Raw genomic sequence first — 24,560 nt, 5'->3', positions numbered from 1 at the left:
CTAATATCACATTTGTCAACTGGATTGGTAGATATACAATTCTATTATCCGTCAAAATTGGCTTGACAGACCACTAGAGCCTTATCGCTGTAGTAGTTCCAAGTTTCTTGGAGATCTAGAGCGATTCGTTCTCGCAATTCCCAAGGTAGCAGGACTTCTACCTCTGCACCCAAAGCCCGTAAGCGCCGGATTACGTGATAATCGTTAACCCGGTATTGAGCTTGGTAGTAGCCATCATCGGGAGAGCGATGCTGAAGAATGTCTAGCAGAGTATTTTTGTGTTTGGGGTTGGGCGTATGTTGTTTGATTAAACGGGTGGCTTGGTGATAGTCAATCGGTGCAAAGGTGTGATGTAGAAACGTGCCTCGGATATAGTGTTGGTGAAAATTTTGGTTGAACCGCAGTACCATCAATGCCGATGGTTTATAGAAGTCAAATCCCCAGGCTTGTTTCAGCTTTGTGTGAACCGTTGTGGGTGTTGGCAGTTGGTTATTCTCATATTGCTCCTGCAACAACTGGGGGACGCGGGGATCTGTCCAGTTTAATGGCATCAGCCGCTCAGAACAAATTCGGTCAAGGCGATAATTGTGCCAGTTGATTTCGCTGTTGGGAGTGCTGCCATAGGCACATAAATATTTTGCCCGTTCCATATAATAGATGCAAACAGGATAGATAACGCATTCTTTGATTAAACCCAAATGAGCGCTGTGATAGGTCATGAGTAGGGGGGAAATTTTTCCAGATTCCCAAATTTCCTGCAATTGTCCCTGAAGTTGATCGACCTCATCTTGCTTTTGGGTAGACTTATGGACTAAGTAATCAACGTACAAAAAAACACGATGAGTATCTTTTTGGGGATAGGGATAGATTTGCTCGGTTAACAACGGGATAGCGGGGTCGAGAAAACTAATCATCTCTAAGGTTTCCACCAAATAAACCTGCTCTTGAGGCGTCAGGTTGCTGTCAGAGATTCGGTTTTCTGGTTGCTGAGAAATGGGCAAGACTGGGACACGGCGGTAGTTCTTGCTTCTCCCGGTTGAGTAAGGGACTCGTTGCAGCCAGTTGAGATCAACCAGTAAGTTTAAGTCACTCTGAAGGGATTTGCGAACTTGAGCAAATAGCCGTTCTTGGAGTAAGTTTTCCAGGTCATAATCAGAAATTGAGAGGTGTTGTTTTAAGGATTCTTGCCATTCATCAATGGCTATATTCAGTTCTTTGAGCCATTCCCTGGTGGTTTTTGTGCAGGCGCAGTTGGGTTCATGGTGCTGGAGAATATCGTTTTGTTTCTCATCCTGGTGCGTTGGGCTGAAGAAGGCTTGACGCCAATCGGCGTAGGTAAAGCCGTCGGGTAAAGCTGCGTATCCCTGATCCCCATACAGCCAGCGCAGCCAAACCCATAATCTCACCGCCCGGGTGAGATGGTGATTTTGTGGCAAAAGTCCCTTGGCTAACTGTTGCAGGAGTTGAGGTTGGGGGGGATGGCGAAAGAATAGATCAGACATTCGTTTTGGTTTTGTCGAGTGTGGCTTATAGCCTACCAAGTATCGGAAGGGGGTGCTTCCAAAGGGGTGGCATAATTTTTGGTACAGAAGCGATCGCGCCCTAGACTCTTTCCCCTCTCCATCCCATTGTTCAAGTCTAGAGATAAGTTGGATTAGAGTGTTAAGGAGAATGGCACTGAAAAGCGTGCATTTTGGGATCGCCGAAACCCTTGATATACAGTAGGGTGGGCACTGCCCACCAGCCTGCCAGTCAGTACCATTCGTGTTAAGGAAGAGCGATCGCCTATCTCACCCCAGCAGCAACTTCATACACAGGTTAACCACTATGAACACATCTGAGTTGGATAAGTACAAAGTCGATCATCTGTTTTTGCTCATTGGGGAAAATCCCTTGCCTAATTATGTAGCCGCCAGACTCTTGTTAAACAAGGGAGGTACGCCCTATTTGGTTTATTCAAAGGGTACAAAAGATCCAGCGGAGCGTTTACAAACAATATTGAGTAACGAGCCAATTGGCTTAAAGACAGCTCAACTTGTGCCACTGAATGATTACGAATCCGATGCTTTTCAGATTAAAAAGGCGATTTGTCCAAGACTAGAAGCTATCAAAGTGGGAAACATTGGATTGAATTACACGGGTGGTACGAAGGCGATGGCTGTACACGCTTACAGAGCCGTTTTCAGCAAAGAGCGTCCCGACACTGTTTTTAGCTATCTTGATCCACGCAAGCTAGAGATGTGCATAGACAGGGAAGATGGCGATCGCATCCGCCTCAAAGTTAAACCAGAATGTCTGGAAGTAAAACTTGCTAAAGTTTTTCAAATACATGGATGGATGTGGCAAGAGAAATCAGAGCCTATTTACCAGCCGGAGTTACCTGATGCTGCACGAGCCTTTGCTGAGTTTCATACAGATGAGCAGTTAATAAAACTATGGCGTACTTGGTGTAACCAAGTTTTGCGAGAATCAGCTAGAAAGCCCAAAGATAAAAATAAATGGTTAAGCGAAAGCAAGCTCCTAGAATTGCCTGATTTTAGGTTAGAAATAAAAGTAGAAAATAAAACTTTTGAACTCCAAAAACATCAGGCTATTAATCAAGCATTAGCTCAGTTAGGTGTAGCAGCTGAAAAAATATCCCTTCAGACTGTTAAAGACCAAGGCTTGAAAAGCTTGGAATCTACTTGCAAATGGCTGGATGGTGAATGGCTGGAGCATTATGTTTTACAGCAAGTGCAAAATATTCCTAAAGAGCTATCTATTGACGATAGTGCTACTTCATTTTGGATTCGGAATCCAATCTATCCGAAAAATACTAAATTCCAGTTTGATGTTGCTTTTATGCGTGGCTATCAATTATTTGCCCTTTCTTGTACAACTATAGAGCGTAAATTCGATTGTAAATCAAAACTTTTTGAAGCTTATATCAGAGCGCGACAACTCGGTGGGGATGAAGCACGAGTTGCTTTAGTCTGTTGCGCTAGCGAAAAAGATGTTAATGCCCTGGAGACAGAAATCGTAAATGTTTTAAATCCTTCTCCGGAAGGTGGAAAAAGAGACTACAAGCTAGCTGTATTCGGGCGTGATGATTTACTTAATCTTTCAGACAGAATTGCTGAATGGATTTGTAATAATGAGCGAGATGCGAGATGAGAAACTTCACTGTCACCGTACTAGACACAACAGGAATTCAACCCTACATTTTCGGCAGTAACCGCCTACGCGAAAATATTGGTGCATCTTACCTAGTTTCTCAGGCAACTGATAGCTGGGCGAGAGAGGCTTTAACTAAGCTGAAAAACCAGATAAAGCAAGAAGTTTATGCCTTCAATCCTGAACAACATCAACCAGAGGCAAAACCGCACATCGAACATGATGAACTAGCTGCTGAGTTAGTTTATGCAGGTGGTGGTAATACAGTATTGCTATTTTCAGACAAGCAGTATGCTGTGCAATTTACTCAGATTTTGAGTAAGCGAATCTTAACAGAAGCATCTGGTATCAATCTAGTAGCTGTCCATAAAGAGATTGATTGGGATAATCAATCTCTTTATCAGGTAGTTCAGGATTTGATGAAAAATGACTTGGATACCAAAAAACGAAGCAGGATACCCTCTGCACCGTTGCTAGGTTTAGGTGTAACAGCAACTTGCAGATCGACTCAGTTAGTTGCTGTAGGGATGAGCGAGAAATTTGAGGATGACGAACCTTATCTTATTTCAAGAGAAATCCAGAAAAAACTGGATGCGGTTCGTTTGGCAAATCGTAAACTTAGAGAAAAATTACTCAACACAACTTCCGAAAATTATGAATTCCCTCTAAGAACTGATTATATGGGTCGTTCAGCAGGAGATTCCAGCTATGTTGCGGTGATTCATGCTGATGGTAATGGCATGGGTAAACGATTTCAAGAGTTTGGCAAGGATAAATCCAATCGAGACTACATTATTGCGATGCGTCAACTGTCCCACAGCGTTAATCAGGCTGGTATTACAGCACTCAAAAATGCGGTAGAGATCCTGGTTAAATCTATTGAGGTAGATGAAAATGGAAAGAGAAAGGTCAAGGGTCAGTTTGAAATCAAAGATAATTACTTACCATTCCGCCCTCTTGTTTATGGCGGTGATGATGTGACCTTCGTTTGTGATGGACGCTTAGGGCTTGAACTGGCGACTATCTACCTTGAAGAACTGGAGAAACAGCCAGTTGCAGACGGTCAACCTATCAAAGCCTGTGCTGGAATTTGTGTGGTTAAAACTCACTACCCTTTTGCACGAGCTTATCAACTTAGCGAAGACTTGTGTCGTCAATCTAAATGCTTCGTTAAAGAGGAACGTAAAAAAAGTGTCAAAGACGATTTCTCTGCTTTAGATTGGCATTTAGCAGCAAGTGGCTTAAGCGGATCGATTTCGGAAATTCGCCAGCGAGAGTATCAAGTATCAGCAGGTAGTTTAGCAATGCGACCTGTAAGTTTGAGAAAAGAACAAGATAGCGATTGGCGGACTTGGAAAGGTTTCACAAAAGTTGTCAAACACTTTAACGATGATGAGGAATGGAAAGGTCGAAAAAATAAGGTAATTGCCTTACGGGAAGTGCTGCGTCAAGGTATTAAAGCAACTCAAGAGTTTCTGAGAAATTACAGGCTAGAACAACTGCCAAGTTTTCCAGAATCTACTGGTCGTGGTGGTAACTTAGCTAAAGATGGTTGGTTAGATGACTTTTGTGGTTACTTTGATGCTATTGAAGCAATGGAGTTTTATATCTCATTACGGGAAGAATCAGATGCCGATTTGCCGACTGAAATACAAACTGAAAATCAAACTGTTGAGTGATACCACTTTTGGACGAGGGGATGGTGTGGCGGGTTTAATCGACCAAGAAGTAGAGCATGATATTTATGGGTTTCCCTACTTACGAGGACGCACTCTTAAAGGATTACTGAGTGAAGAATGCGATAACTTAATCGCTGTACTTTCTCATCATAGACTGGAATGGGGTGAGGTTGCTTGTAACTTGTTCGGTACACTTGGTAGCACTCTGGGAACAATGGCAGCAGTTCATGTGGGAGATGCTTGTTTACCCGATGACTTGCGTCAAGCCGTTGCCTTCCAGATTCAGGATGAAACGTTAACAAAAATAGAGGTACTTGATTCACTGACAACTATCCGGCGTCAGACGGCAATAGACCCACAATTGGGTACATCTGATGAGGGAAGTTTACGTTCCTACCGTGTTGTGTTACGTGACCTTTGTTTCACGGCTAACTTAATTTTTGAGAAAACTCCAAATGATGAAATGCTATCACTTTTAGCTGTTGGCGCTATGGCACTTCGACGCTTGGGTAGTGGACGTAATCGAGGTCGAGGTCATGTTCAATGTAGGTTACACGATTCAGAAGGGAATGACATTACCCATCAATATTTGAACCATTTTGGAAAAGAGATTAAGGAGAAAGTTGCATGAAAGCAGTTACTTGTACATTAGAAACTCAGCAACCGATTCTTGCTACTTCATTTCAAGGTGATCCAAACAGTGATGTGTCATATCCTTATATTCCTGGCAGCATGATTCGTGGTGCAATTATTGGGCGTTACATGAAGCAGCATCACTTGTCAGAACTTGACTTAACCAATGATGAAGTGAAGCGACTTTTCTTTGATGCCAAAAGTACTCGCTACTTAAATGCGTATATTTTGAGTCAAAAAAATCAACGAACTCTTCCTATACCTTTGTCTTGGTTCAAGGATAAGGATGCAGAATTTACTGATAATTTACCTATAACTGTATATGATTTCAGTATTGAAAAAGGAGAAGACCCCGAAACTCCAAAAGCTGTTGGTGAATACTTCTGGGCAAAGGAAGGAGGAATTGTTAAGTTATACAAAGATAGGCGACGGATTAATATTCATAATTTTCGCAATCGCAAAAAAGGAAGATCGACAGATAATCAAGGTGAACTCTTCCGCTACGATGCTTTAGATGCAGGACAAACCTTTCAATCTATTATTTTGTGTGAAGATGATGATGTAGAAACAATTCAGAATTTATTAGCCGAACCAAACATCTGGTTAGGAGGTTCTCAAAGTGCTGGATACGGATATACTAAAATTATTGAAACAAAACCATCTACTGGTAATTGGAACGAAATAGAAATTTCACCAGAAGGCAGAGAAAATGATGAAAATTTAAGCGTTACCCTTCTCAGCGATACGTTGTTAAGAAATAAACAAGGTCAACCTGTAGCCAATCCAAGTTTGATTAAACAAGCGATTGAGGATGTTTTAAATATAACCTTGCCTCAACCTAAACCAGGAGGTATTTTCACTAGCAGTACTCTAATCGGTGGCTTTAACCGCAAATGGGGATTGCCTTTACCTCAAGTTCCAGCCTTAACAGCAGGCAGTGTGGTTGTTTTTGAAATTGAAGATATTGAGATTACTTCAGAACAAATTCAGCGACTTGAAGCTGGCGGAATTGGAGAAAGAAGAGAAGATGGTTTTGGGCGAATTGCTGTAAATTGGCTAAAGGATGAATATATTCAAGTAAAATTAGCAAAGCCATCTAGTACCTCCAGCTTACCGCCGTTAGGAAGCGAAGAATCGCGGCTTTTGGCTGAACAAATGGCTCAAAGACTGTTGGAACAAAAGCTAGAACAATACCTTCAAAAACAGGTTGGATATTTAAGTTTAGATGAAGGCATGAGTAACAGCCAGTTGTCAAGATTACAATCTGTTGCACGACAAGCACTTCCCCAAGGAGATTGTAATTTAGTTATCTCGCTGCTGAATAACTTACCCTCTAATGCCAGAAATCAGTTTGAGCGCATAAAATTAGGAAAAAAATCGTTCAGAGAACAGCTAGACGAGTGGTTAGAGAATCCGACAAATTGGATTAATAGTATAGAAGTTACAGTTGCTGATGTAGATCGCAAATTTGATGACGATCGCGCCCGACAAGATAAGCTAGCTGAAAAGTACACGCTACGCCTAATTATGGCAGTGGCGAAGAAGGCAACTAAGGAGAAAAACTAATGAGTCTTGAACGCCTGAACCGCCACCAACGCCCTATTGCTAAACGCATCATTGTACGAGGCAGATTAATTTTAGATACTCCGACTTGTCTAGGAAGTGGTGATGCAGATAGTCCAACTGATTTAGCATTACTCAGAGATAGTATTAGTGACCATGCTCTTTTAACAGGTTCATCTATTGCAGGTGCTTTGCGAAATTACTTGCGCGAGTATGAACAGGGTTACGGCAAAGAAGAAAAAAAGACTGATCGCGCTACTTCCCTATTTGGTGGAACCCGTCGTAATACTTCCCTATTTGGTGGAACCCGTCGTAATGATGATGGTGAACAAAGTCCATTAATTGTGAATGATGCCATCAGTAGCAAGATACCGACTGTGGAATTGAGAGATGGAGTAGAAATTGAAGGAACAACGGGTACAGCCAAAAAAGGTCAGAAATACGACTTAGAACTATTAGCCGCCGGAACTGAATTTTCTCTATGTTTTGAATTACTGATAGAGCAGAAACAAGACCCCAGAGAACAGCAAAATTATGAAGATAGGCTAGTCAAATCACTAGCATTAGCTTTACGAGGCTTAGAGCTTGGTGAAATTAGCATTGGCATGAAAAAGCGACGGGGCTTTGGTCGCTGTAAAGTGAAAACGTGGCAAGTCTGGGAATTTGACCTCACTCAAAATGAGAAAAGATCAAAATGGCTACTATTTGAGCATTGGTGTACAGAATTATCACCAGAACACGAAACTTATTCATCAATTGCTACTGCTCTTGGGCTGTCTTTGGATGAAGAGGAAGACAAACGAGATCGCTTCTTCCTCGAAGCTACGTTTAAACTCGCCAGTCCCTTACTGATTCGCTCAGGTCAAGACTCCACGGGTTGTGCGCCTGATGTGGTGCATTTGCGATCGCATCGAGACGGTGAACTCAAACCTGTGCTATCTGGAACCAGTCTAGCAGGTGTTTTGCGCCATCGTGCTGAACGTATTGTTAATACCTTGAACCAGTCTGAAAAAATGGCACAAAAAATTGTCAATGATGTATTTGGCTTTGTCGATGAAAACAGTAAACAGGCAAAAGCCAGCCGCCTGGTAGTACATGAAAGCGTTATCGAAAATACGGCTGACTTGGTGCAAAACCGCATCGCCATTGACCGTTTTACGGGTGGTGCTTACCACGGTGCATTGTTCAGTGAACAGCCGATATTTGGTAGTGATGAAACGCGCTTAACTTTGGAACTAGAGTTGCGTCAGCCAAGGAAGGCTGAAATAGGTTTACTACTCCTATTGCTCAAAGACTTGTGGACAAGTGATTTGCCTGTTGGCGGAGAAAGTAGTATCGGACGGGGACGGTTGCAGGGAATCGAAGCAACAATGAAGCGACAAATACCAGGAAAAGCCACACAAACCTGGAAAATCTCTCAAGATGGAGAACATCTACAAGTTAGTGATGCCAACACTTTAGAAGCATTTGTGAGTAATTTTGTGGGGAGGTGATAGAATGATCGAAGTGTTATGTAAAAAGCTTCCTATTGATGGGATTGTAGATGATGGAACGCTTAGATATTGGTTAAAAGAACAAGCGAGAACATGGAAACTAAATTATCTGCTAGCTCATGCTGAGGACGGTATAATTTGGGGTCGTTTTGATGCCGATCAATTAACGACGGCTGAACAGGTATTTCACCAGCCTGAGTTTAAAGTAGATTTTCCAACGCTACGGCTACTCACCCTTCAGCAATGCCGTATCTTCGGTGAACATGGGGAAGTGTTACTTTGGCGGAGTGGTGAAAAATTGCGATCGCGTCTAGTCCAAGATAATTCAGAGGTAGACAAAATCTCAGAAAGACAGATTCTCTGGGGAACTCATGGGGAAAAGCGAGATAACTTTACCTTACTTAGGCATGGTTCCCAAGGATTCAGACATGCCGTACCATTTAGTGAGATAGAATTAGGCGATCGCAATCAATTGATTAACCCAGTGCGTCTAATTGTACATCACTACATTACCTATGATGATGATGGATTAGCTCGTATCTCTTTAAGTCGTCTTGTTGATTTAACTACGGAAAAGAAATCAATCAATGCTTCCAAAACATCTCAAAGAAGTACCAGAAGATCGTAAGGCGATCGCACCGTACAATTTTGTCGAATTACCTGAAAACGTGCTAGAAGCACAACCTCTACCTGACAATGACAGATATTGGCAAAATCGGCATACTGGTCAAATTAAATGCACACTTACCACTGAATCACATCTGTATATTCGGTGTGGTTTAACTCCAACTGACTTCGCCAATTTTGGGAATAAAAATAATGAAGATTTGACTCCAGAGCAGCGCCATAAACGTGCAGGTTTCTTCACCAACCCCGCTAATCAGAGTCCTACTCTGCCTGGTAGTAGTTTAAGGGGGTTGTTGCGGACTTTAGTAGAAATTGTTAGCTTTGGTAAGCTTGAGCAGGTATCTGAGCAACAACGATTTTTTTTTCGTGCGGTTGCTGCTGACAAAAATGAACCGTTAAAAAAAGAATATGAAAATTATCTAGATAAGGGAAGAAAGGTTAAAGCTGGTTATCTTACCAAGGAAGCTAGTGGTTGGTGTATTCGTCCGGCACTTCCTATTGAGGATAAACCGTTCGTTTGGGTTCAAGAAAAAGACTTGTGCGGCAAAATTCCTGAACTCATCCCCATGAAATCTTCAAACTACCGCCCACAATATAAATACAACATCAGTTTTGGTAATCTGTATCCTAAAAATGGTCGTCGGTTTGCTAAAGATGTCAGCAGTGACTGTGAGGCTTACAAATACAGGGGTGTATTAGTCACGAGTGGCAATATGTTGGAAGCTAGTGACAATCCAGATCACCTCCAGCGCAACAATCACTGCCTAATTCGAGAACCTGAAACCAATGCCGAACTCCTCAAGATTAGCGATGATGCCATAGAGCATTACTGCCATGCCTTAACCACCTTTCAGAAAGGAAAATCACCCTATGAGAACAATCCATTTGATGAAAACTTGGGAGTTTTAGCACAGGATCGTGCTATTTTTTACTGTCAGCCACAGCAAGGAAAAATCGTAACTTTATTTGGTCAAAGTCCCAATTTTCGTATTCCCTACTCTTCTAAGGGTGATGGACGTGCGGCTTCAGCCGTTGATTTTGTTCCTGATTATTTACACAACGCTGAAATCTTAGATATGGCTGAAGCAATATTTGGCTATGTTAGAAATGAAAAACAGGATAAAAATCAAGCGTGTGCTGGACGTATCTTTATTGGTGATGCCATCTGTGAAAGAACAGCAGGTGATGATATCTGGTTAAAAAATGACCCAATTACGCCTAAGATTTTAGCCCGTCCCAAACTGACTACATTTCAGCACTATTTGGTTCAAACTGATCCTCAAGCAAGAAAGCGCGAATTAAAGCACTACGCCAATAAGCCAGAAAAGGAAACGGTTATCCGAGGACATAAGCTCTACTGGCACAAAGGACGTTCGCCTTCAATTGTTCTTAATGATTCTGAAGCTTCAGAAAGCCAAACTACTCAGATAAAGCCGATTAAAGCTGGAGTATCTTTTACATTTACTATCGATTTTGAGAATCTTAGTGATGTGGAGCTTGGTGCAATCCTTTGGGTACTGAATATTGCACAGAAGGAAGAGTATCGCCTCTCAATTGGCATGGGTAAACCACTGGGAATGGGAGCCGTCAAGATTACTCATCAGCTACATCTGAGTGATCGCAAAAAACGATACAAAAAGCTATTTCAAGATAATAACTGGCATATCGGAGAAAGATCTGATGCGGCTGATACACACGATAGATGTGTGAAAGCGTTTGAAAAGTATGTTCTCAATCATATCAGTGAGGCAGATCAGCCGAACACAGGTAAAGCCACAACTTTAGAAGAATTACCCCGTATCAAGATGCTTCTGGCAATGCTCAGTTGGTCTGGTGTTTCCAGCAATGAAGCACGATATATGGAAATTGAGCGTGATCAAGAGCCAAGGATTGGAACTGATAAAAATGAGTACAAAGAGCGTCCCGTTCTACCGACTCCTTTACAAGTAATAGGATGGGAAGATAACCGAAAGATGAGCAATCCTAATCCATCTCCCCAGCCAAAAGCAAAGGTAAGTAAGCCTGTGCTTAACAAATCTAAGCCGCCCACTCGTCGAAACAAGGAGGGTGGACGAGAGGATAAGGGAAGTGGCAATCCAGCTTTTGCCAGACCTCCGAAACCACCAAAGCGTCGGTGATAAGTAAAGGTAGCAAATGTAGCGACGATTTATACCCAGTTGCAGTCAAAGAGGTAATCTGTCATAGTTCGCTCAAGCCACTGTAGCGAAGCATCTGGCGAGATTCTGACGCTCGTTCCGACGCTCGTTCCTCGCTAACGCTATAGCTGCGCTTCACGCTTCGCTCTTCCTAGACACCTTAGAACGCAACTGGGTATCACATAAATATTTTGGCATCAACAGCAGTCTACTCTATCAACGTTCTCAGGAGGTTAAGATGGCTTTTAGTAGTTATAAAGATATCAGTGCAGTTCTTCAAGAATTTCAGATTACTTACATTGAAGCTAATTTCATGGGTGAACTTGAGTTTGCCATATCTGACTATTTCCGAGACGATTTACAAACTGTCCTCCAAGATGGCGTTCCTAATGCTTCAGAATTCTCAATTTGCGAGAATCTAATTTATCCGGTTCTGAAAGAGGTCTGGAAATGCTATCGAAGTAAGTTTGTTTTATGGGGTCATCATTCACTGATATACGATGAAAACCTATCGGGATTTCCTGAGTATATTTTGGCGAAACGTTCTCCTTTGGGAAAAATTGTGTTTGATAAGCCTTATTTTTTATTGGTTGAAGCCAAACAAGATAAGTTTACTGAAGGGTGGGGTCAGTGTCTTGCTGAAATGGTGGCGGCGCAAAAGCTGAATGATGAATTAGGCTTTACGGTTTTTGGCATTGTCTCTAATGGAAAGTACTGGGAATTTGGTAAGTTAGAAAATATGTCATTTACTCAAAATATTAATCGCTATCTACTTCAGGATTTGGATCAACTATTTGCGGCTGTTAACTATGTTTTCAAGGAATGTGAACTGCAACTAAATGCCAACGTAACTGTTTGATTTCAACCTCTATCCTGTAGGTTGGGTTGGCGCATGTTACTAGGGCGGAATCTAGGGCTGAAGCCCTTACTACAAGCCGAATCTATTCTATCAATTAAAATTGGGGGATTAATTTTACGGTTAAATCGGGCGCACGCTCCGTGCGCCCCTACAGCTGTGCTTCCCTTGTTTCTTTTGTCTCTCGTTTCTCCTATGACTCTCGCTGAATACTTTCAAATTCTCACTGGATTCCCCCCACGCCAATTCCAAGAAGATGCGATCGCACGCCTCCTCAACCGCCAAAATGTCCTCCTTCCCGCCCCCACGGGATCAGGGAAAACCGAAACCGCGATCGCACCGTTCCGATTCGCCCAAATCCTCTAGGGCGATTTCCCTAATAAGCTGATTTACGTCATCCCTACGGTGCATCATCCCACTCTGGGGTTAAACGCCGATAGTCATAATCTCTTGCTCCTGGATGACAACTGATACACCCAGCCGCCGTCAACGTCGGAGGTAAATCAACACGGGGATGAAGTGCTTTAAAATACCGCGATTCAGTTACACGATAGGGCGTTTGCTCATCTTCCCCTAAAGGACGAGAAAAGGTGCGTAAATAATTCCAGACAATAAAGATAAACGGGCGCGGAATCTGCTCTAACTTTTGCCCATAATGCTGTTCGGGTTCTAATAACAGAGTTTGCCAGGTTTGCGTTGGCAGGATTTCGGGGGGTAAGGCAACATGACAACTGCCACAGTTTTCTAGGTACAGTTTTAACCCCGTCTGATAGCGCTCTGGAATGGGGTCAATGGTGTTAATTGCCACCAGTGTTTCTGAATTCGGGGGTTTAGGTGGTTCTGCTGCCTTTAAAACCCCTGCCATACCGCCACCGATGAGGATACTCCAAACCAGTACCAGCCCAAATAAAATGACTTGCGATCGCAGATTATATTTTGTCATTCGTCATTCGTCATTTGTCATTTGTTATTGCTCACCTTCCAAAAATGTATCAGGGTCAATTCCGGATTCCCGCAGTCGCCGAAGCAATGATTCTAACTTAGATTCTGCCTCCTCAGCTCGCTGTCGCTCTTGTTCTGCCTCAGTCAGAATCCAGTTTCCTTCAGCATCATACCAACGTAACCACAACCGTTCAATGCCTTGGAACTCACCCTGCCATAATCCCAAACCTAGCCCTAACTCCTTCATCCATACTCGCGATTCGGGTAACTCTAATTCTTGGTAACACGCCCCCTCTAGTTTAAAGACGCGGAGCTGATTAGTATAACGGCTAAAAACGATATAGTAAGGAATCCGTAAAATCTGTTCATAAACCTGCCATTTTCGCGGCGGTTTGTCCTTAGATTGAGTCTGAGTAGACTGAGACTCAATCGCTTGTCCATTAACCTCCAGCGAACTTGGCTCATCTGGCAACCTGTCCGCTTCTAATTCCCCTAAATCTTCTTTTTCTGTCCCAGGAGACAGTAACTCCACCACGACAAACGGATTGACACCCTCTTGCCAAACGACGTAAGACAGGCGCATATCGACTTGATCATACAATCGGGGTACACCCACCACACCAAACCAATCAGGTCGTTTGTACCACAGAGCATGACGTACATCATAGTAAAGGTTCATGTCACTGGCACAAAACACCTCCGCCGCCGGATAATAGGGCGGACAGAACGTTAGGCTCAACAATTGTGCCTGCCAATCATGGAACTCATCAGGCAAACCAGGTTCCTCCGGATTTTCACTAGGCAAATCATACATCGTCGGCAAGGTTTCCCTCGGCGATTTGGGTGGATCACTTTGAGGAACAGGGTATTTCATCGGAAACATAGGTTTAGAAAATTACGTCATAAGCGATGGTGCAGGCTCCCTCGTGATTTATCCGAGGGATGAAACCGAGCAAGTCGTAAAGACAGCGGGATTTATCCCGCAATAACATTCTTAAGTGATATAATATAACCATAAGTAGAGATACAGTTAGGTCTTGACCTAGCCAAGGTCAGTAGGGCGTTTTTGACTGCGCCATCCAGGGTTTTTCTCTGGAACTCTAAGAAGACGAGCAAAACGAAGGGACGCGGCTTTAGTTCGTCCCGTAGTATCCTCTTAGAATCCCCCGCGTTTTAACCGGGGGAGAAGTCAATGACTATCTATTAACTTTGTAGAGACGTTCCGACAGAACGTCTCTACCCATATCCTCTTAAGGAATTGCCACCGAACGCAATAACTGTTCAACAATCGGCTTTGCCTGTCGCCCCCCTACTGCCATAAGACGATGGGACAGAACATGAGGTGCCAACATCTTCACATCATCAGGAATCGCATAATTTCGCCCCTCCAAAAATGCAAAAGCTTGTGCCGCCCGTTGTAATGCCAAAGTCCCCCGTGGACTAACTCCCAACACCACGTCTTCCGCTTCACGAGATGCCCGTACCAAGTTGAGAATGTACTGCTGTAACTCCAGTTCAACTTGCACCTGCTGACAAAGACGCTGTAACTCCAAAACGTCCTCGGTTGAAATACAGGGTTTAAGATCCGAAAGCACCATCCCCCCCTGATGCAGTTGCAGCATTTGCAGTTCTTCCTCCGGCGTCGGATAACCCAAGGATAAGGATAGGGTAAACCGATCCATTTGCGCCTCTGGCAAGGGAAACGTGCCATGATACTCAATCGGATTTTGAGTGGCAATCACAAAAAAGGGTTGGGGAACGTTGCGAGATACCCCATCCACAGTCACTTGCCGTTCTTCCATCACCTCCAGTAAGGCTGACTGCGTGCGCGGGGTTGCCCGGTTAATTTCATCTGTCAGTAGAATATTGGTAAAAACTGGACCTGCGAGAAATTCAAATTCACGGCTACTGGGATTCCAGATATTCGTCCCAGTTATATCCGCAGGTAAAAGGTCAGGGGTACATTGAATTCGCTGGAATCGCCCATCAATAGAACGTGCTAAGGATTTTGCCAGCAGAGTTTTACCGACTCCAGGCACATCCTCTAACAAAACGTGACCGCCACAGAGCAAAGCAACCAAGACTAAACGAATGGTATCAGCTTTACCCACAATTGTCCGAGCCAGATTTTCTTTAAGTTGCTCAATCCGTTCTCTCATTACCGCTCCCCCATTCCCTATTGCTGGGTTTCAAAAAAAGTTATCGTCGCCGCACAGTCAGCCTGAATTTGCTTCCTGAGGTCATCTAGGGAGGCAAACGTTTGTTCAGGTCGCAAAAACTGCTCTAGGCTCACTGTTATGGTCTGTCCGTATAAATCACCAGACCAATTTAGCAGGTGAATCTCAACTGTCAAGCAGGTTCCTTTGACGGTAGGACGTTCTCCAATATTCATCACCCCCCATTGGTCAGGGAATGAGGTACTACTGACGCGCACACAGTAAACCCCGTTGCGGGGTAAAAACTTGTCGGGGAACCATTCCAGATTGGCGGTGGGAAATCCCAGGGTTCTGCCTAGTTGCTGCCCTTTGACAACTTGACCCTTAATGCTGTAAGGACGACCCAATAAGCGATTAGCTTTGAGGATATCTCCTGCCTCAAGGGATTGGCGAATTAAGGAACTGCTGATCCGTTCACCTTGACAGGTTTGGATGGTAACAATACTAACCTGAACCCCATAAGTGGCTGCGATCGCCTGCAAGTCCTTCGCTGTTCCAGTCCGGCGATATCCGAAGCGAAAGTCTTCTCCGACGCTGACATGGGTGGCTCGCAATTGCTCAATTAAAATCTTGTCCACGAATTTTTCTGGACTTAATGCCGCCAATTCACGGTCAAATGGCAGCAGCACCAGTTGTTCAATGCCCAAGCGCTTTAACTGGTCTACTTTTTCAGGTTTTGGAGTCAATAGCTTCCACGGTTGACCGGAAAAAAATTCACGGGGATGGGGATAAAAGGTTGCCAAAGTCGGATAAATATGCTCTCCTTCCCGATCAACCCTCTCCTGGGGATTTATCGGTTCAGACTCATGGGGTAAAAGGCTAGAGTACTGCAAAATAGGCTGAATAACCTGTTGATGCCCTCGGTGAATGCCGTCAAAGTTTCCTAGGGCAACAGCAGTTGGTGTTAAAGCAGTGGCAAGAGAAGAAGTAACCCACACGCTTTACATTTTTACACATTCAATGAGTCGTGGCTAGATCTTGACTAATTCTTTAGGTTCAAGTTAGATTAAATACCCGACGTCGTATTCAAGAAGTCGGGTATCTGGTAGGAGAGATAAGGTAGGAAATGTTATTAAACAGAAGCTTTTGCCTCTTGTTGCAGGGGTACTGGCTCGGAAATAGCCGACTCCACCAGAGAAATGGATAAACCTTCACGAGCCATGACGGTATTGCGAAAGTGTTGAATGGCTTCTTCGCCAATTCGATCCAAGAAATCATCGTTGTGTAAGGGATCGTGGTGAAAAATGACCAAAGTTTTCACGTTAGCGGCTTTGGCTAACTTGATGCCTTCTTGCCAAGTCGAATGTCCCCAACCCACTTTGCTGGTTGCCGGAGAATAATATTCGGTATCCGTGTAGGTGGCGTCGTAAATCAGCACATCCGCATTCTGAATCAGTTTTAAGATATTTTGATCTAAACCACTACCTCGGTGTTCGGTATCGGTAATGTAGGCGGCTGCATGTCCCCGCCAATTCACCCGATATCCCACAGCTTCACCGGGATGGTTGAGCAGGGTATTTTCGACGGTAATCTCTCCAAGCTCAACGGTTTCGCCAACCTCCAGGTCATAGAACTGCAAATCAGCTTGCATGACTTGTAAAGGGACGGGAAAATTGGGGTGGAGCATTTGGTCAGTGAGGCGTTGCTTAATCGTGGAACCATTTGGTGCGATGGCTCCATAGATACAGAAACGATTGCTTTTGATAAACGCGGGAACAAAGAACGGAAAACCTTGAATGTGATCCCAGTGGGAGTGGGTAAAAAACAGATGAGCCTCTACTGGCAGTTGTGACAACATGGACTGTCCCAACACCCGCAAGCCCGTACCCCCATCAAAAATTAACCGTTCCCTACCCACTCGCATTTCCACACAAGGGGTATTCCCGCCATAGCGAACTGTTTCTGGACCCGGACAGGCAATACTTCCTCTAACGCCCCAAAAGTGAATTGTGAATCCGTTGTGCTGACTAGACATAATTTTTCCTTGCAGGCTTTTTCAGGCAGTCTGTATGTAACGTTTGATCAGGTTGATGAGGAGTCTTTTTCATCCAATTCCCACAGTCTTAACATCTCCACCGACCTGGAGTAATCATCAACCCATCCTTGAGCGGTAGGCAACCCCAAAAAACTCCCTTAGGGATTTAAATAGAATAGTCATGGTGGTTTAGGAGTTTTTTGTTCAAGCTGGTTTGAACCAGTTATTTTGATTGTGGATGGATGAGCTTAGGGGCGTCAAGTAACATTCAACGCCTGCGGAATTGACCGCCAGGGAATTTATTCGCACTCGCGATAAATCCTTGCCTGACGTTTTCGAGTTGCTCACACCGCTCATCATTCGAGGCTGGCAAAGCAGTAATGGTTTTTTTTGAGGTAGTTGCACAAAGCGATCCAGTTACTTCTAGGGTTAAGGGGTCTAGCTACTACATCTGATGCTAGTTCCTCACAGATTAGCATCAGCTTGGAGACGCTTTACCTCTGGTTATACCTACTGTTTTCCACAGCCTAACAAGTTTGGCTAAACTCTGTCTGGCATTTGCGGCAACACCAATATGTGATTTTGATCACTTTTTAGCTCACGTTGAGCGTTGAATGAATTATTTAAGATTGATTGGTATGGGTCGGTCATCCCCAAAGGTCTACAGGGGCAAGATAAAAATAGCTTACCTTATCCATCAATTGTAACGGGTGAATCGGTGGGGCGGGTGAGCGTGGGGTTTCCGGCGAAGAAAGCTAAAATTCAAGAAATGTTGCTGACGTTGAGAAAAGATCATGGAACCCAAGGTCGAAATCTATACTTGGAGCCGCTGCCCTTTCTGTATAAGGGCTAAAGCACTGCTCAAGGAAAAGGGTGTTAACTTTGACGAATATTGTATCGATGGCGATGAACGGGCACGAGAGCAGATGGCACAACGGGCAAATGGACGCCGTTCTCTGCCACAAATTTTTATCAATGACCAGCATATTGGTGGTTGCGACGACCTTTATGAGTTAGAAATGCAAGGTGAACTAGATACCTTACTGCAAAATGGAGCAGGGGCGAGTCATTGATTGATAGGGGAGATGGGGAAGAAGTGTTCCAGAGGTAGCATACTACGTCTGGAATACTCAGGGTAGGTTTGGAATAAAAGTGATCATCACCAGCAAGACGAAAGTGGCTAAACCCGCCCCCATAAACCATGCCATACGCGAAGCGAAGGGTCAAAACTCTCGCACTTCCCCAATCAACAAGATGTTACGATTAGCCGCAACTTAACAACTGAGGTAGGATTCCCCGCGTGAAATTTGCGTTTATCATTGACCCGCTCTCAAAGCTCAATCCCAGTCATGATACGAGTGTGGCACTCATGGAAGCTGCCCAAGCCTTGGGTCATGAAGTTTGGGTTACTCAGGCTCAAAAGCTAACGGTTGTCAATAATCAAGCTTGGGCAAATCTAGAGAAGGTGCAGCTAACCCCAGCCGAACTCGTTGAGGGGCGTTGGGTAGTCAGCGAACGCTGGTACGCGATCTCGGATACTGTCTCCTTTCCTTTGGAGGAGATGGATGCCGTGTTTATGCGGACTGACCCCCCCGTAACCATTCCCTACCTCTATGCGACGTACATTCTTGACTACATCAACCCCAAAAAGACTCAGCTCATTAATACACCGACGGGTTTGCGACGGGCAAACGAGAAAATGTACGCTCTGCAATTTAAAGAGGTGATTCCTGAAACCATTGTTAGTCAGGATAAGTTGACCATCCAGAAATTCGTCGCCAAAAAAGGAGCAGCCGTGCTTAAACCCTTAGGTGGTAAAGCAGGGGAAGGGATTCTGTTTCTAGAAGCAGGCGATCGCAACTTTAATTCCCTAGTCGAAATTAGCACCAAATGGGGGCATGAACCCGTCATGGTGCAAACCTATCTTCCGGCTGCCAAAGAGGGAGATAAGCGGATCATCCTCCTCAATGGTGACCCCCTTGGGGCAGTCAATCGCATTCCCACGGGTAGCGAATTTCGTGGCAACATGGCGGTTGGGGGTCGAGTGGCGGCGACAGAAATTACACCCCAAGAGCAAAAAATTTGCGCTTTACTCAAGCCAAAGTTACAACAAGATGGCTTGTATTTTGTAGGGATTGATGTGATTGGTGGCTATCTCACCGAGGTCAACGTTACCAGTCCCACAGGTATCCGCGAGATTGACCAACTTAATGGCACTTGCTTAGGCAAAGACGTGATTGCCTGGGTTGAACAAAGAAAACTAACTCATGAATGATGAGGTATAAGCTATGCCTCGAAATTGCCTCTCGCCTGTTCCCTGTTGCCTGTCTAATGACAAATAACGAATGACGAATGACGAATAACAAATGACAAATCAAATTGGAGTTGCTGTAATCGGGACTGGATTTGGACAGAAAATTCATATCCCAGGTTTTCAAATTTACCCCCGCACACAGGTGGTAGCGGTTTACAATCCTAACCTGGATAAAGCCAGGGCGGTGGCTGAATCTCACAACATTCCCCAAGGGTGCGATCGCGTAGAGGATATACTCGCGATGCCAGAGGTTCAAGCCGTGAGCATTTCGACCCCACCCTTTCTCCACTACCAAATGGCGCAGCAGGTGTTGCAAGCCAGAAAACATCTGTTATTGGAAAAACCGATGACCCTCTGTGCCACCGAGACGCGAGATCTCTATCACCTTGCCAATAAGCAAGGGGTTGTGGCGATGCCAGATTTTGAATTTCGCTTTGTTCCAGCATGGCAACTCTTGGCAGAATACTTAGAATCTGGCTATGTTGGTCAAAAGCGTCTGATTAAAATTGACTGGTTAGTCTCCAGTCGAGCCGACGCGCAGCGGGTTTGGAACTGGTACGCCCAAAAAGAGAAGGGCGGAGGTGCATTAGGCGCTGTGGGTTCTCACGCTTTTGATTACATTAATTGGCTTTTTGGCTCGGTGCGTCGGTTGTGCGCCTTCAGGAGTACGGCAATTCCAGAACGCCCTGATCCGAGTGAAGGGGGGAAGCTGAAACCTGTGGACGCCGATGATACTTGTCTGCTGATGCTGGAATTAGCCGATGGTACACCCTGCCAACTTTGCCTCAGTTCTGTTACCTATAATGGACGGGGGCATTTTGTCGAAGTCTATGGCGATCGCGGGACGTTGATTTTGGGCAGTTCTAATCAAAACGATTATGTCCATGGATTTCATCTTTGGGCAGCACCGGCTGGTGAATCGCTGACACAAGTGGACATTCCCAAACGACTAGCATTTCCCCAAGTTTACCCTGATGGACGTTTAGCGCCCTTCATTCGGGTTGTGGATCAGTGGGTACAAAGCATTGATACAGGTGAACCCATGATTCCTTCGCTGCGAGAAGGAGTCTATTCGCAATTATTAATGGATTTAACCCATCAATCTGATCAACATAGAAATTGGGTAGATGTACCTAGTTTATCCAGTTTTTTAGCTTAATACAAAAAGGCAAAGATCTCAGTTGCAACGGGACGCGAGCTTTTAGCCCGTTCGTGTGACGAGGCAAGCGAGCCGTAGGCTAGGAGCGTCAGCGTTCTCAAAGAATAGAGTAGACTTCTTTAATTGAGACCTTAAATAGTGTGACATTCATTTTAGGGGCGGGTACGAGCCACTCACAGAAGATTTTCACCGATAACTGCTCAACACAACCCGCCCTTGGCTATAATGGAGAATATTTTGTCGCTTTTGTTACATTATTTCAGAAATTTATGTTTTCAAAAGATAATGAGTAATATTTTTATTTCGGTATCAAATTATCCCAAATAATTTGATAGATTGAGAGAATAATTGAGGTGTTTTAATTTAATTGATTAAAAGAATAATTGGTTACAAGCAGTTGTTTAAAGTATGAGTAAAGACAACCGTGAAACTCTGTGAATATTCCATGAATACAAAACATGATAAGCCATCATAAAGCATACCCCCCATGGGTATTTCCATGAAAGCCTTATAGAATAAGTCTTTAATAGATTTAGTTGCCCGGGTATATCTATAGTCATAGAATTAAGGATTTAGGAACCCAAACAACCTTAAAGTAGTCTAATAATGCTAAGGTAAGAATGAAATGCCTTAATTTCCGTGCCTGTTGAGGTTGAAGAAAAATTCACCTATGTCACAGCCTACTATGAATGCGTGTTCCCAAATTCAATGCCCTTTTTTCGATGCTAAGTCTTCTGAGGGCGGATGCATGCGATACAGTCATCCTACTCAATGTCATTTAACCTCGATGTTTGAGTTTGACTCAGATGGTAAGTGGTTATTTACTTCCGCCGAAAGTGAATTCCAGGACATCCAAACTCTCAATAATCGTTTTATCAACAAAGACAAAGCGAGTCGAAAACAACTCCAGCAGTTAAGAAATAAGTCACCGAGAAGTTTAGAGTTACCAATTCCTCAGGCAATACCTCATCCCAGAACAGAAACACAGTTACAACTGGAAGGGTAAGTTATTTTTGAGCATTCATTGGTGGATGGTTAGAGCTGTTTTGGTCTCTCAACAGCTTAACTTTAGGCTTGCTTTGGGCGAAGAAATGAGTTTTTATTTTCAGGTTATTCTCACGTCAGGTATGGGAGATCTGCGTATTCCTCTATACACTTAAAGCAGGAACACAACAAAAGGTGCTCCTGCTTTCCCCACGGATTAGGCGCGTAAGTTAGCGCCTGAGAAATTTGGACGGAATTAGTACAGTTCTTCTTCTTGGTGAGTGGTGATGGTGCAGTCAGATTTAGGATAAGCTACACAGGTCAAAATATATCCAGCTTCAATCTGATCGTCATCTAAGAAAGACTGGTCAGACTGATCGATTTCGCCACTAACGAGTTTACCAGCACAGGTAGAACAGGCACCAGCACGGCAAGAATAGGGTAAATCAATACCCTGCTCTTCTGCCACGTCGAGAATGTACTCGTCATCGGGTACTTCTATGGTACTATTCAAGCCTTCAGTTTCGTTCTTTAAAGTGACCTTGTAAGTTGCCATTTGTGTTCCTCTCTCTTAGTTTGAAACAGCAGAATCAATTGTGCTGTAGTATACTGACCCAACTAGCACACGCCGATTGGCGACTTTTCTGCGTTACTTCTGATACTACGAAAAAAAGTTAACAAGATTAAACGGGATTAGGAATGAAAGTGTTAATTGAATATTAAATTAGTTATTCTTATAGGTACACTAACCGATTAATTTCCCGATATGTGCTGCTGATAGCCCCAGTCAATAGCCGTGTTGACAACGGTTTGCCAGGTTTCCTATGGAAGCTATTGACGGATTCAATCCTTGATTAATCAGTATTAGTTATATTTATAATTAAGTTCGATGATTTGTACTTAGACATGAACGACCCCGCCTACTGTAAGGACTTTGCTGGCGAATGTTACTGGCATAGCGTCAAAGCCAATAAAATCATGATTCGGCTCTAACGTAGTTCGGTCATCCTAGGGCAGAATGTTAAATTCGCCAGCAGTATCCTGTGAGGGCGGGGAAGGTAGAAGCCCACAGGGAATCAGAGATTCCCCTGTGGGAGGATGTCACTCCACCCAATTCTTGGCACGTTCAACGGCTTTTTGCCAACAGATAAAATTATCCTGGGCGGCTTTTTTGCCATCTCCCGGCTCAAAAGTCCGTTCGATGGGGGTTTGGGCAACTAGCTTATGGTAATCATCCCAGAAACCAACGGTTAACCCTGCACCAAATGCAGCACCTTGCGCCGTAGCATCGAGAACGGCGGGACGTTCCAGGGGAATGTTGAGGACATCGGCTTGAAACTGCATTAAGAAGTCATTCTGAGACGCACCACCGTCTACTTTCAGGAGTTTGATCGGGGTGTCGCCGTCTTTGTTCATCGCATCGACAACTTCTCTGACTTGATAGGCGATGGATTCCAATACCGCCCGAACTATATGTTCCCGCTTAACACCGCCTGTAATGCCCAGGAATGCACCTCTGGCACTCATATCCCAGTGGGGGGCACCCAAACCACTGAGAGCGGGAACAAAATAGATTCCATTTGTATCTTCGACTTGACGCGCTAGGGGTTCCGTTTCGGCAGCAGAATTAATCAGTTGTAGACCATCTCGCAGCCACTGAATACAAGCCCCTGTGGTAAACATCGCACCTTCTAGGGCATAAGCGACATCTGCGCCACTGCCATTTGCCGCGTTTGTCCAGGCGACGGTGGAGAGAAGTCGGTTGCCCGATCGCGTCAGTTCTGTGCCAGTATGGGAAATCAAGAAGCAGCCTGTACCATAAGTACATTTGAGCATACCTGGGCGATCGCAACCGTGGGCAAATAAGGCGGCTTGTTGGTCGCCAAAAATCGCCATAATCGGAATTTGTGCCCCTAACAAACTCGGTTCAGTCTTGCCAAAGAGTCCCATACTGGGCTGAATTTGGGGCAAAATCTGAGGGGGAATGCTAAATAAATCTAGGAGGCTGTGATCCCAATCCTGATTGGCGAGATTCATCAGCATGGTGCGGCTAGCATTACTGTGATCGGTAGCGTGGACTTTTCCCCCGGTGAGATTCCAGAGAATCCAGGTATCAATAGTGCCAGCTAATACGTTATCAAAATTCGTATCCGGTTTTTCTTGGCGCACCCAGTTGAGCAGCCATTCTAACTTTGTTGCCGAGAAATAGGCATCCAGGACTAATCCGGTGCGTTCTTGAATATCTACATCATGACCTTGTTGGCTTAACTCCCGACATCGGTTAGCTGTGCGCCGATCCTGCCAGACGATCGCATTATACAACGGTTCACCGGTGGTTTTATCCCAGAGTAAACAGGTTTCGCGCTGTACGGTTAAACCAATCGCCGCAATCTCTGAGGCTGACACCCCCTTATCCTTTAAAACTTGCTCTATACAGGCGCGAGTATCCCGCCAAATTTCTTGGGGGTCATGTTCTAACCAACCGGGTTTGGGATAGTGTTGGGTGAATTCCTGATAAACTTGTCCCGCGATCGCACCCTGTTTGTCAAATAGAATCGCTCGGTTCCCCGTGGTACCGAGATCAAGGGCGAGGACGTATTTAGCGTTAGTAGTCATCACAATTTTAAAAGCTTACAGCTAAACCCCTAATAGGGTTGAGTACAGATTTACCAGGTTATGCGATCGCTCGGCTACTCTCTGTAGTCTTTCTTTGCGTTAACAGAGGAAATCACAGATCAATTCAAGTCCTTGGATTGATTGACAAAATCTACAATCTGTACTAAAAGCCTGATAAGATTACCCAGCTTATA

The 24,560-nt window shown here is 44.3% G+C and carries 21 protein-coding genes; 13 read left to right on the top strand and 8 right to left on the bottom strand.

The genetic code is table 11. The features are described from left to right. Positions 1–44 precede the first annotated feature (44 nt). Entirely contained in the window at positions 45–1,502 is a 1,458-nt protein-coding gene (locus tag ACLGGO_RS22265; RefSeq protein ID WP_446420947.1) for a TIGR03985 family CRISPR-associated protein, read from the bottom strand. A gap of 325 nt (positions 1,503–1,827) precedes the next feature. On the opposite strand from ACLGGO_RS22265, the gene ACLGGO_RS22260 reads away from it, so the two are divergent. The 9 genes from ACLGGO_RS22260 (at position 1,828) to ACLGGO_RS22220 (ending at position 12,526) form a co-directional block, all read left to right on the top strand. Then, the gene (locus tag ACLGGO_RS22260; protein WP_446420946.1) at positions 1,828–3,153 is read left to right on the top strand and encodes a Card1-like endonuclease domain-containing protein; all 1,326 of its coding nucleotides are present in this window, start codon (positions 1,828–1,830) and stop codon (positions 3,151–3,153) included. Further along, positions 3,150–4,832: a Cas10/Cmr2 second palm domain-containing protein gene (locus ACLGGO_RS22255; protein WP_446420945.1), complete on the top strand. Its 1,683-nt coding sequence runs from the start codon at positions 3,150–3,152 to the stop codon at positions 4,830–4,832. Before ACLGGO_RS22260 ends, ACLGGO_RS22255 begins: the two co-directional genes overlap by 4 nt. Further along, positions 4,783–5,463, top strand: a complete 681-nt coding sequence (locus tag ACLGGO_RS22250) for an RAMP superfamily CRISPR-associated protein (protein WP_446420944.1) — start codon at positions 4,783–4,785, stop codon at positions 5,461–5,463. Before ACLGGO_RS22255 ends, ACLGGO_RS22250 begins: the two co-directional genes overlap by 50 nt. Continuing rightward, complete coding sequence (locus ACLGGO_RS22245) at positions 5,460–7,031, top strand: RAMP superfamily CRISPR-associated protein (protein WP_446420943.1); 1,572 nt, start codon at positions 5,460–5,462, stop codon at positions 7,029–7,031. Before ACLGGO_RS22250 ends, ACLGGO_RS22245 begins: the two co-directional genes overlap by 4 nt. After that, entirely contained in the window at positions 7,031–8,521 is a 1,491-nt protein-coding gene (locus ACLGGO_RS22240) for an RAMP superfamily CRISPR-associated protein (RefSeq protein WP_446420942.1), read from the top strand. Before ACLGGO_RS22245 ends, ACLGGO_RS22240 begins: the two co-directional genes overlap by 1 nt. Positions 8,522–8,525: 4 nt before the next feature. Further along, positions 8,526–9,149, top strand: coding sequence for a type III-D CRISPR-associated protein Csx19 (gene csx19 / locus ACLGGO_RS22235; protein ID WP_446420941.1), 624 nt, complete (start codon positions 8,526–8,528; stop codon positions 9,147–9,149). Then, positions 9,109–11,286, top strand: a complete 2,178-nt coding sequence (locus ACLGGO_RS22230; RefSeq protein WP_446420940.1) for a TIGR03986 family type III CRISPR-associated RAMP protein — start codon at positions 9,109–9,111, stop codon at positions 11,284–11,286. Before csx19 ends, ACLGGO_RS22230 begins: the two co-directional genes overlap by 41 nt. A 256-nt stretch (positions 11,287–11,542) precedes the next feature. Beyond that, on the top strand, positions 11,543–12,163 hold the full coding sequence (locus tag ACLGGO_RS22225; protein ID WP_446420939.1) for a hypothetical protein: 621 nt from the start codon (positions 11,543–11,545) through the stop codon (positions 12,161–12,163). Positions 12,164–12,355: 192 nt separating this feature from the next. Beyond that, on the top strand, positions 12,356–12,526 hold the full coding sequence (locus tag ACLGGO_RS22220; protein WP_446420938.1) for a DEAD/DEAH box helicase: 171 nt from the start codon (positions 12,356–12,358) through the stop codon (positions 12,524–12,526). 34 nt (positions 12,527–12,560) lie between these two features. On the opposite strand, the gene ACLGGO_RS22215 is transcribed toward ACLGGO_RS22220, so the two are convergent. The 5 genes from ACLGGO_RS22215 to ACLGGO_RS22195 form a co-directional block, all read right to left on the bottom strand. After that, positions 12,561–13,103, bottom strand: coding sequence for a cytochrome C (locus ACLGGO_RS22215; RefSeq protein ID WP_446420937.1), 543 nt, complete (start codon positions 13,101–13,103; stop codon positions 12,561–12,563). A 24-nt stretch (positions 13,104–13,127) separates the two neighbouring features. Next, a complete protein-coding gene (locus ACLGGO_RS22210; RefSeq protein ID WP_446420936.1) occupies positions 13,128–13,985 on the bottom strand; it encodes a Uma2 family endonuclease in 858 nt (285 codons plus the stop codon). 367 nt (positions 13,986–14,352) lie between these two features. Next, entirely contained in the window at positions 14,353–15,261 is a 909-nt protein-coding gene (locus ACLGGO_RS22205; RefSeq protein WP_446420935.1) for an AAA family ATPase, read from the bottom strand. A 17-nt stretch (positions 15,262–15,278) separates the two neighbouring features. Further along, complete coding sequence (locus ACLGGO_RS22200; RefSeq protein ID WP_446337231.1) at positions 15,279–16,256, bottom strand: bifunctional riboflavin kinase/FAD synthetase; 978 nt, start codon at positions 16,254–16,256, stop codon at positions 15,279–15,281. A gap of 134 nt (positions 16,257–16,390) precedes the next feature. Continuing rightward, the gene (locus tag ACLGGO_RS22195) at positions 16,391–17,293 is read right to left on the bottom strand and encodes an MBL fold metallo-hydrolase (protein WP_446337230.1); all 903 of its coding nucleotides are present in this window, start codon (positions 17,291–17,293) and stop codon (positions 16,391–16,393) included. Positions 17,294–18,087: 794 nt separating this feature from the next. On the opposite strand from ACLGGO_RS22195, the gene grxC reads away from it, so the two are divergent. The 4 genes from grxC (at position 18,088) to ACLGGO_RS22175 (ending at position 21,772) form a co-directional block, all read left to right on the top strand. Then, a complete protein-coding gene (gene grxC, locus ACLGGO_RS22190) occupies positions 18,088–18,366 on the top strand; it encodes a glutaredoxin 3 (RefSeq protein ID WP_446337229.1) in 279 nt (92 codons plus the stop codon). Between the two features lie 227 nt (positions 18,367–18,593). Then, positions 18,594–19,568, top strand: a complete 975-nt coding sequence (gene gshB / locus ACLGGO_RS22185) for a glutathione synthase (protein ID WP_446420934.1) — start codon at positions 18,594–18,596, stop codon at positions 19,566–19,568. A 91-nt stretch (positions 19,569–19,659) separates the two neighbouring features. Further along, complete coding sequence (locus ACLGGO_RS22180) at positions 19,660–20,766, top strand: Gfo/Idh/MocA family protein (protein ID WP_446420933.1); 1,107 nt, start codon at positions 19,660–19,662, stop codon at positions 20,764–20,766. A 748-nt stretch (positions 20,767–21,514) separates the two neighbouring features. Then, positions 21,515–21,772 (top strand): hypothetical protein, encoded by a 258-nt coding sequence (locus ACLGGO_RS22175; protein ID WP_446420932.1) that lies wholly within the window; start codon positions 21,515–21,517, stop codon positions 21,770–21,772. 234 nt (positions 21,773–22,006) lie between these two features. Here the strand turns inward: ACLGGO_RS22175 and ACLGGO_RS22170 are convergent, their stop codons facing one another. Together ACLGGO_RS22170 and glpK are read right to left on the bottom strand one after the other, a co-directional pair. Further along, entirely contained in the window at positions 22,007–22,306 is a 300-nt protein-coding gene (locus ACLGGO_RS22170; RefSeq protein WP_446337225.1) for a ferredoxin, read from the bottom strand. A 545-nt stretch (positions 22,307–22,851) separates the two neighbouring features. Beyond that, on the bottom strand, positions 22,852–24,366 hold the full coding sequence (gene glpK, locus ACLGGO_RS22165) for a glycerol kinase GlpK (protein WP_446420931.1): 1,515 nt from the start codon (positions 24,364–24,366) through the stop codon (positions 22,852–22,854). Between the last annotated feature and the right edge of the window lie 194 nt (positions 24,367–24,560).

Origin of the sequence: Coleofasciculus sp. (assembly GCF_046565525.1) — a bacterium.
Lineage (GTDB): Bacteria > Cyanobacteriota > Cyanobacteriia > Cyanobacteriales > Coleofasciculaceae > Coleofasciculus.
The sequence above is the reverse complement of the archived record's forward strand: the minus strand, read 5'-3'. Positions and strand labels throughout refer to the sequence as shown.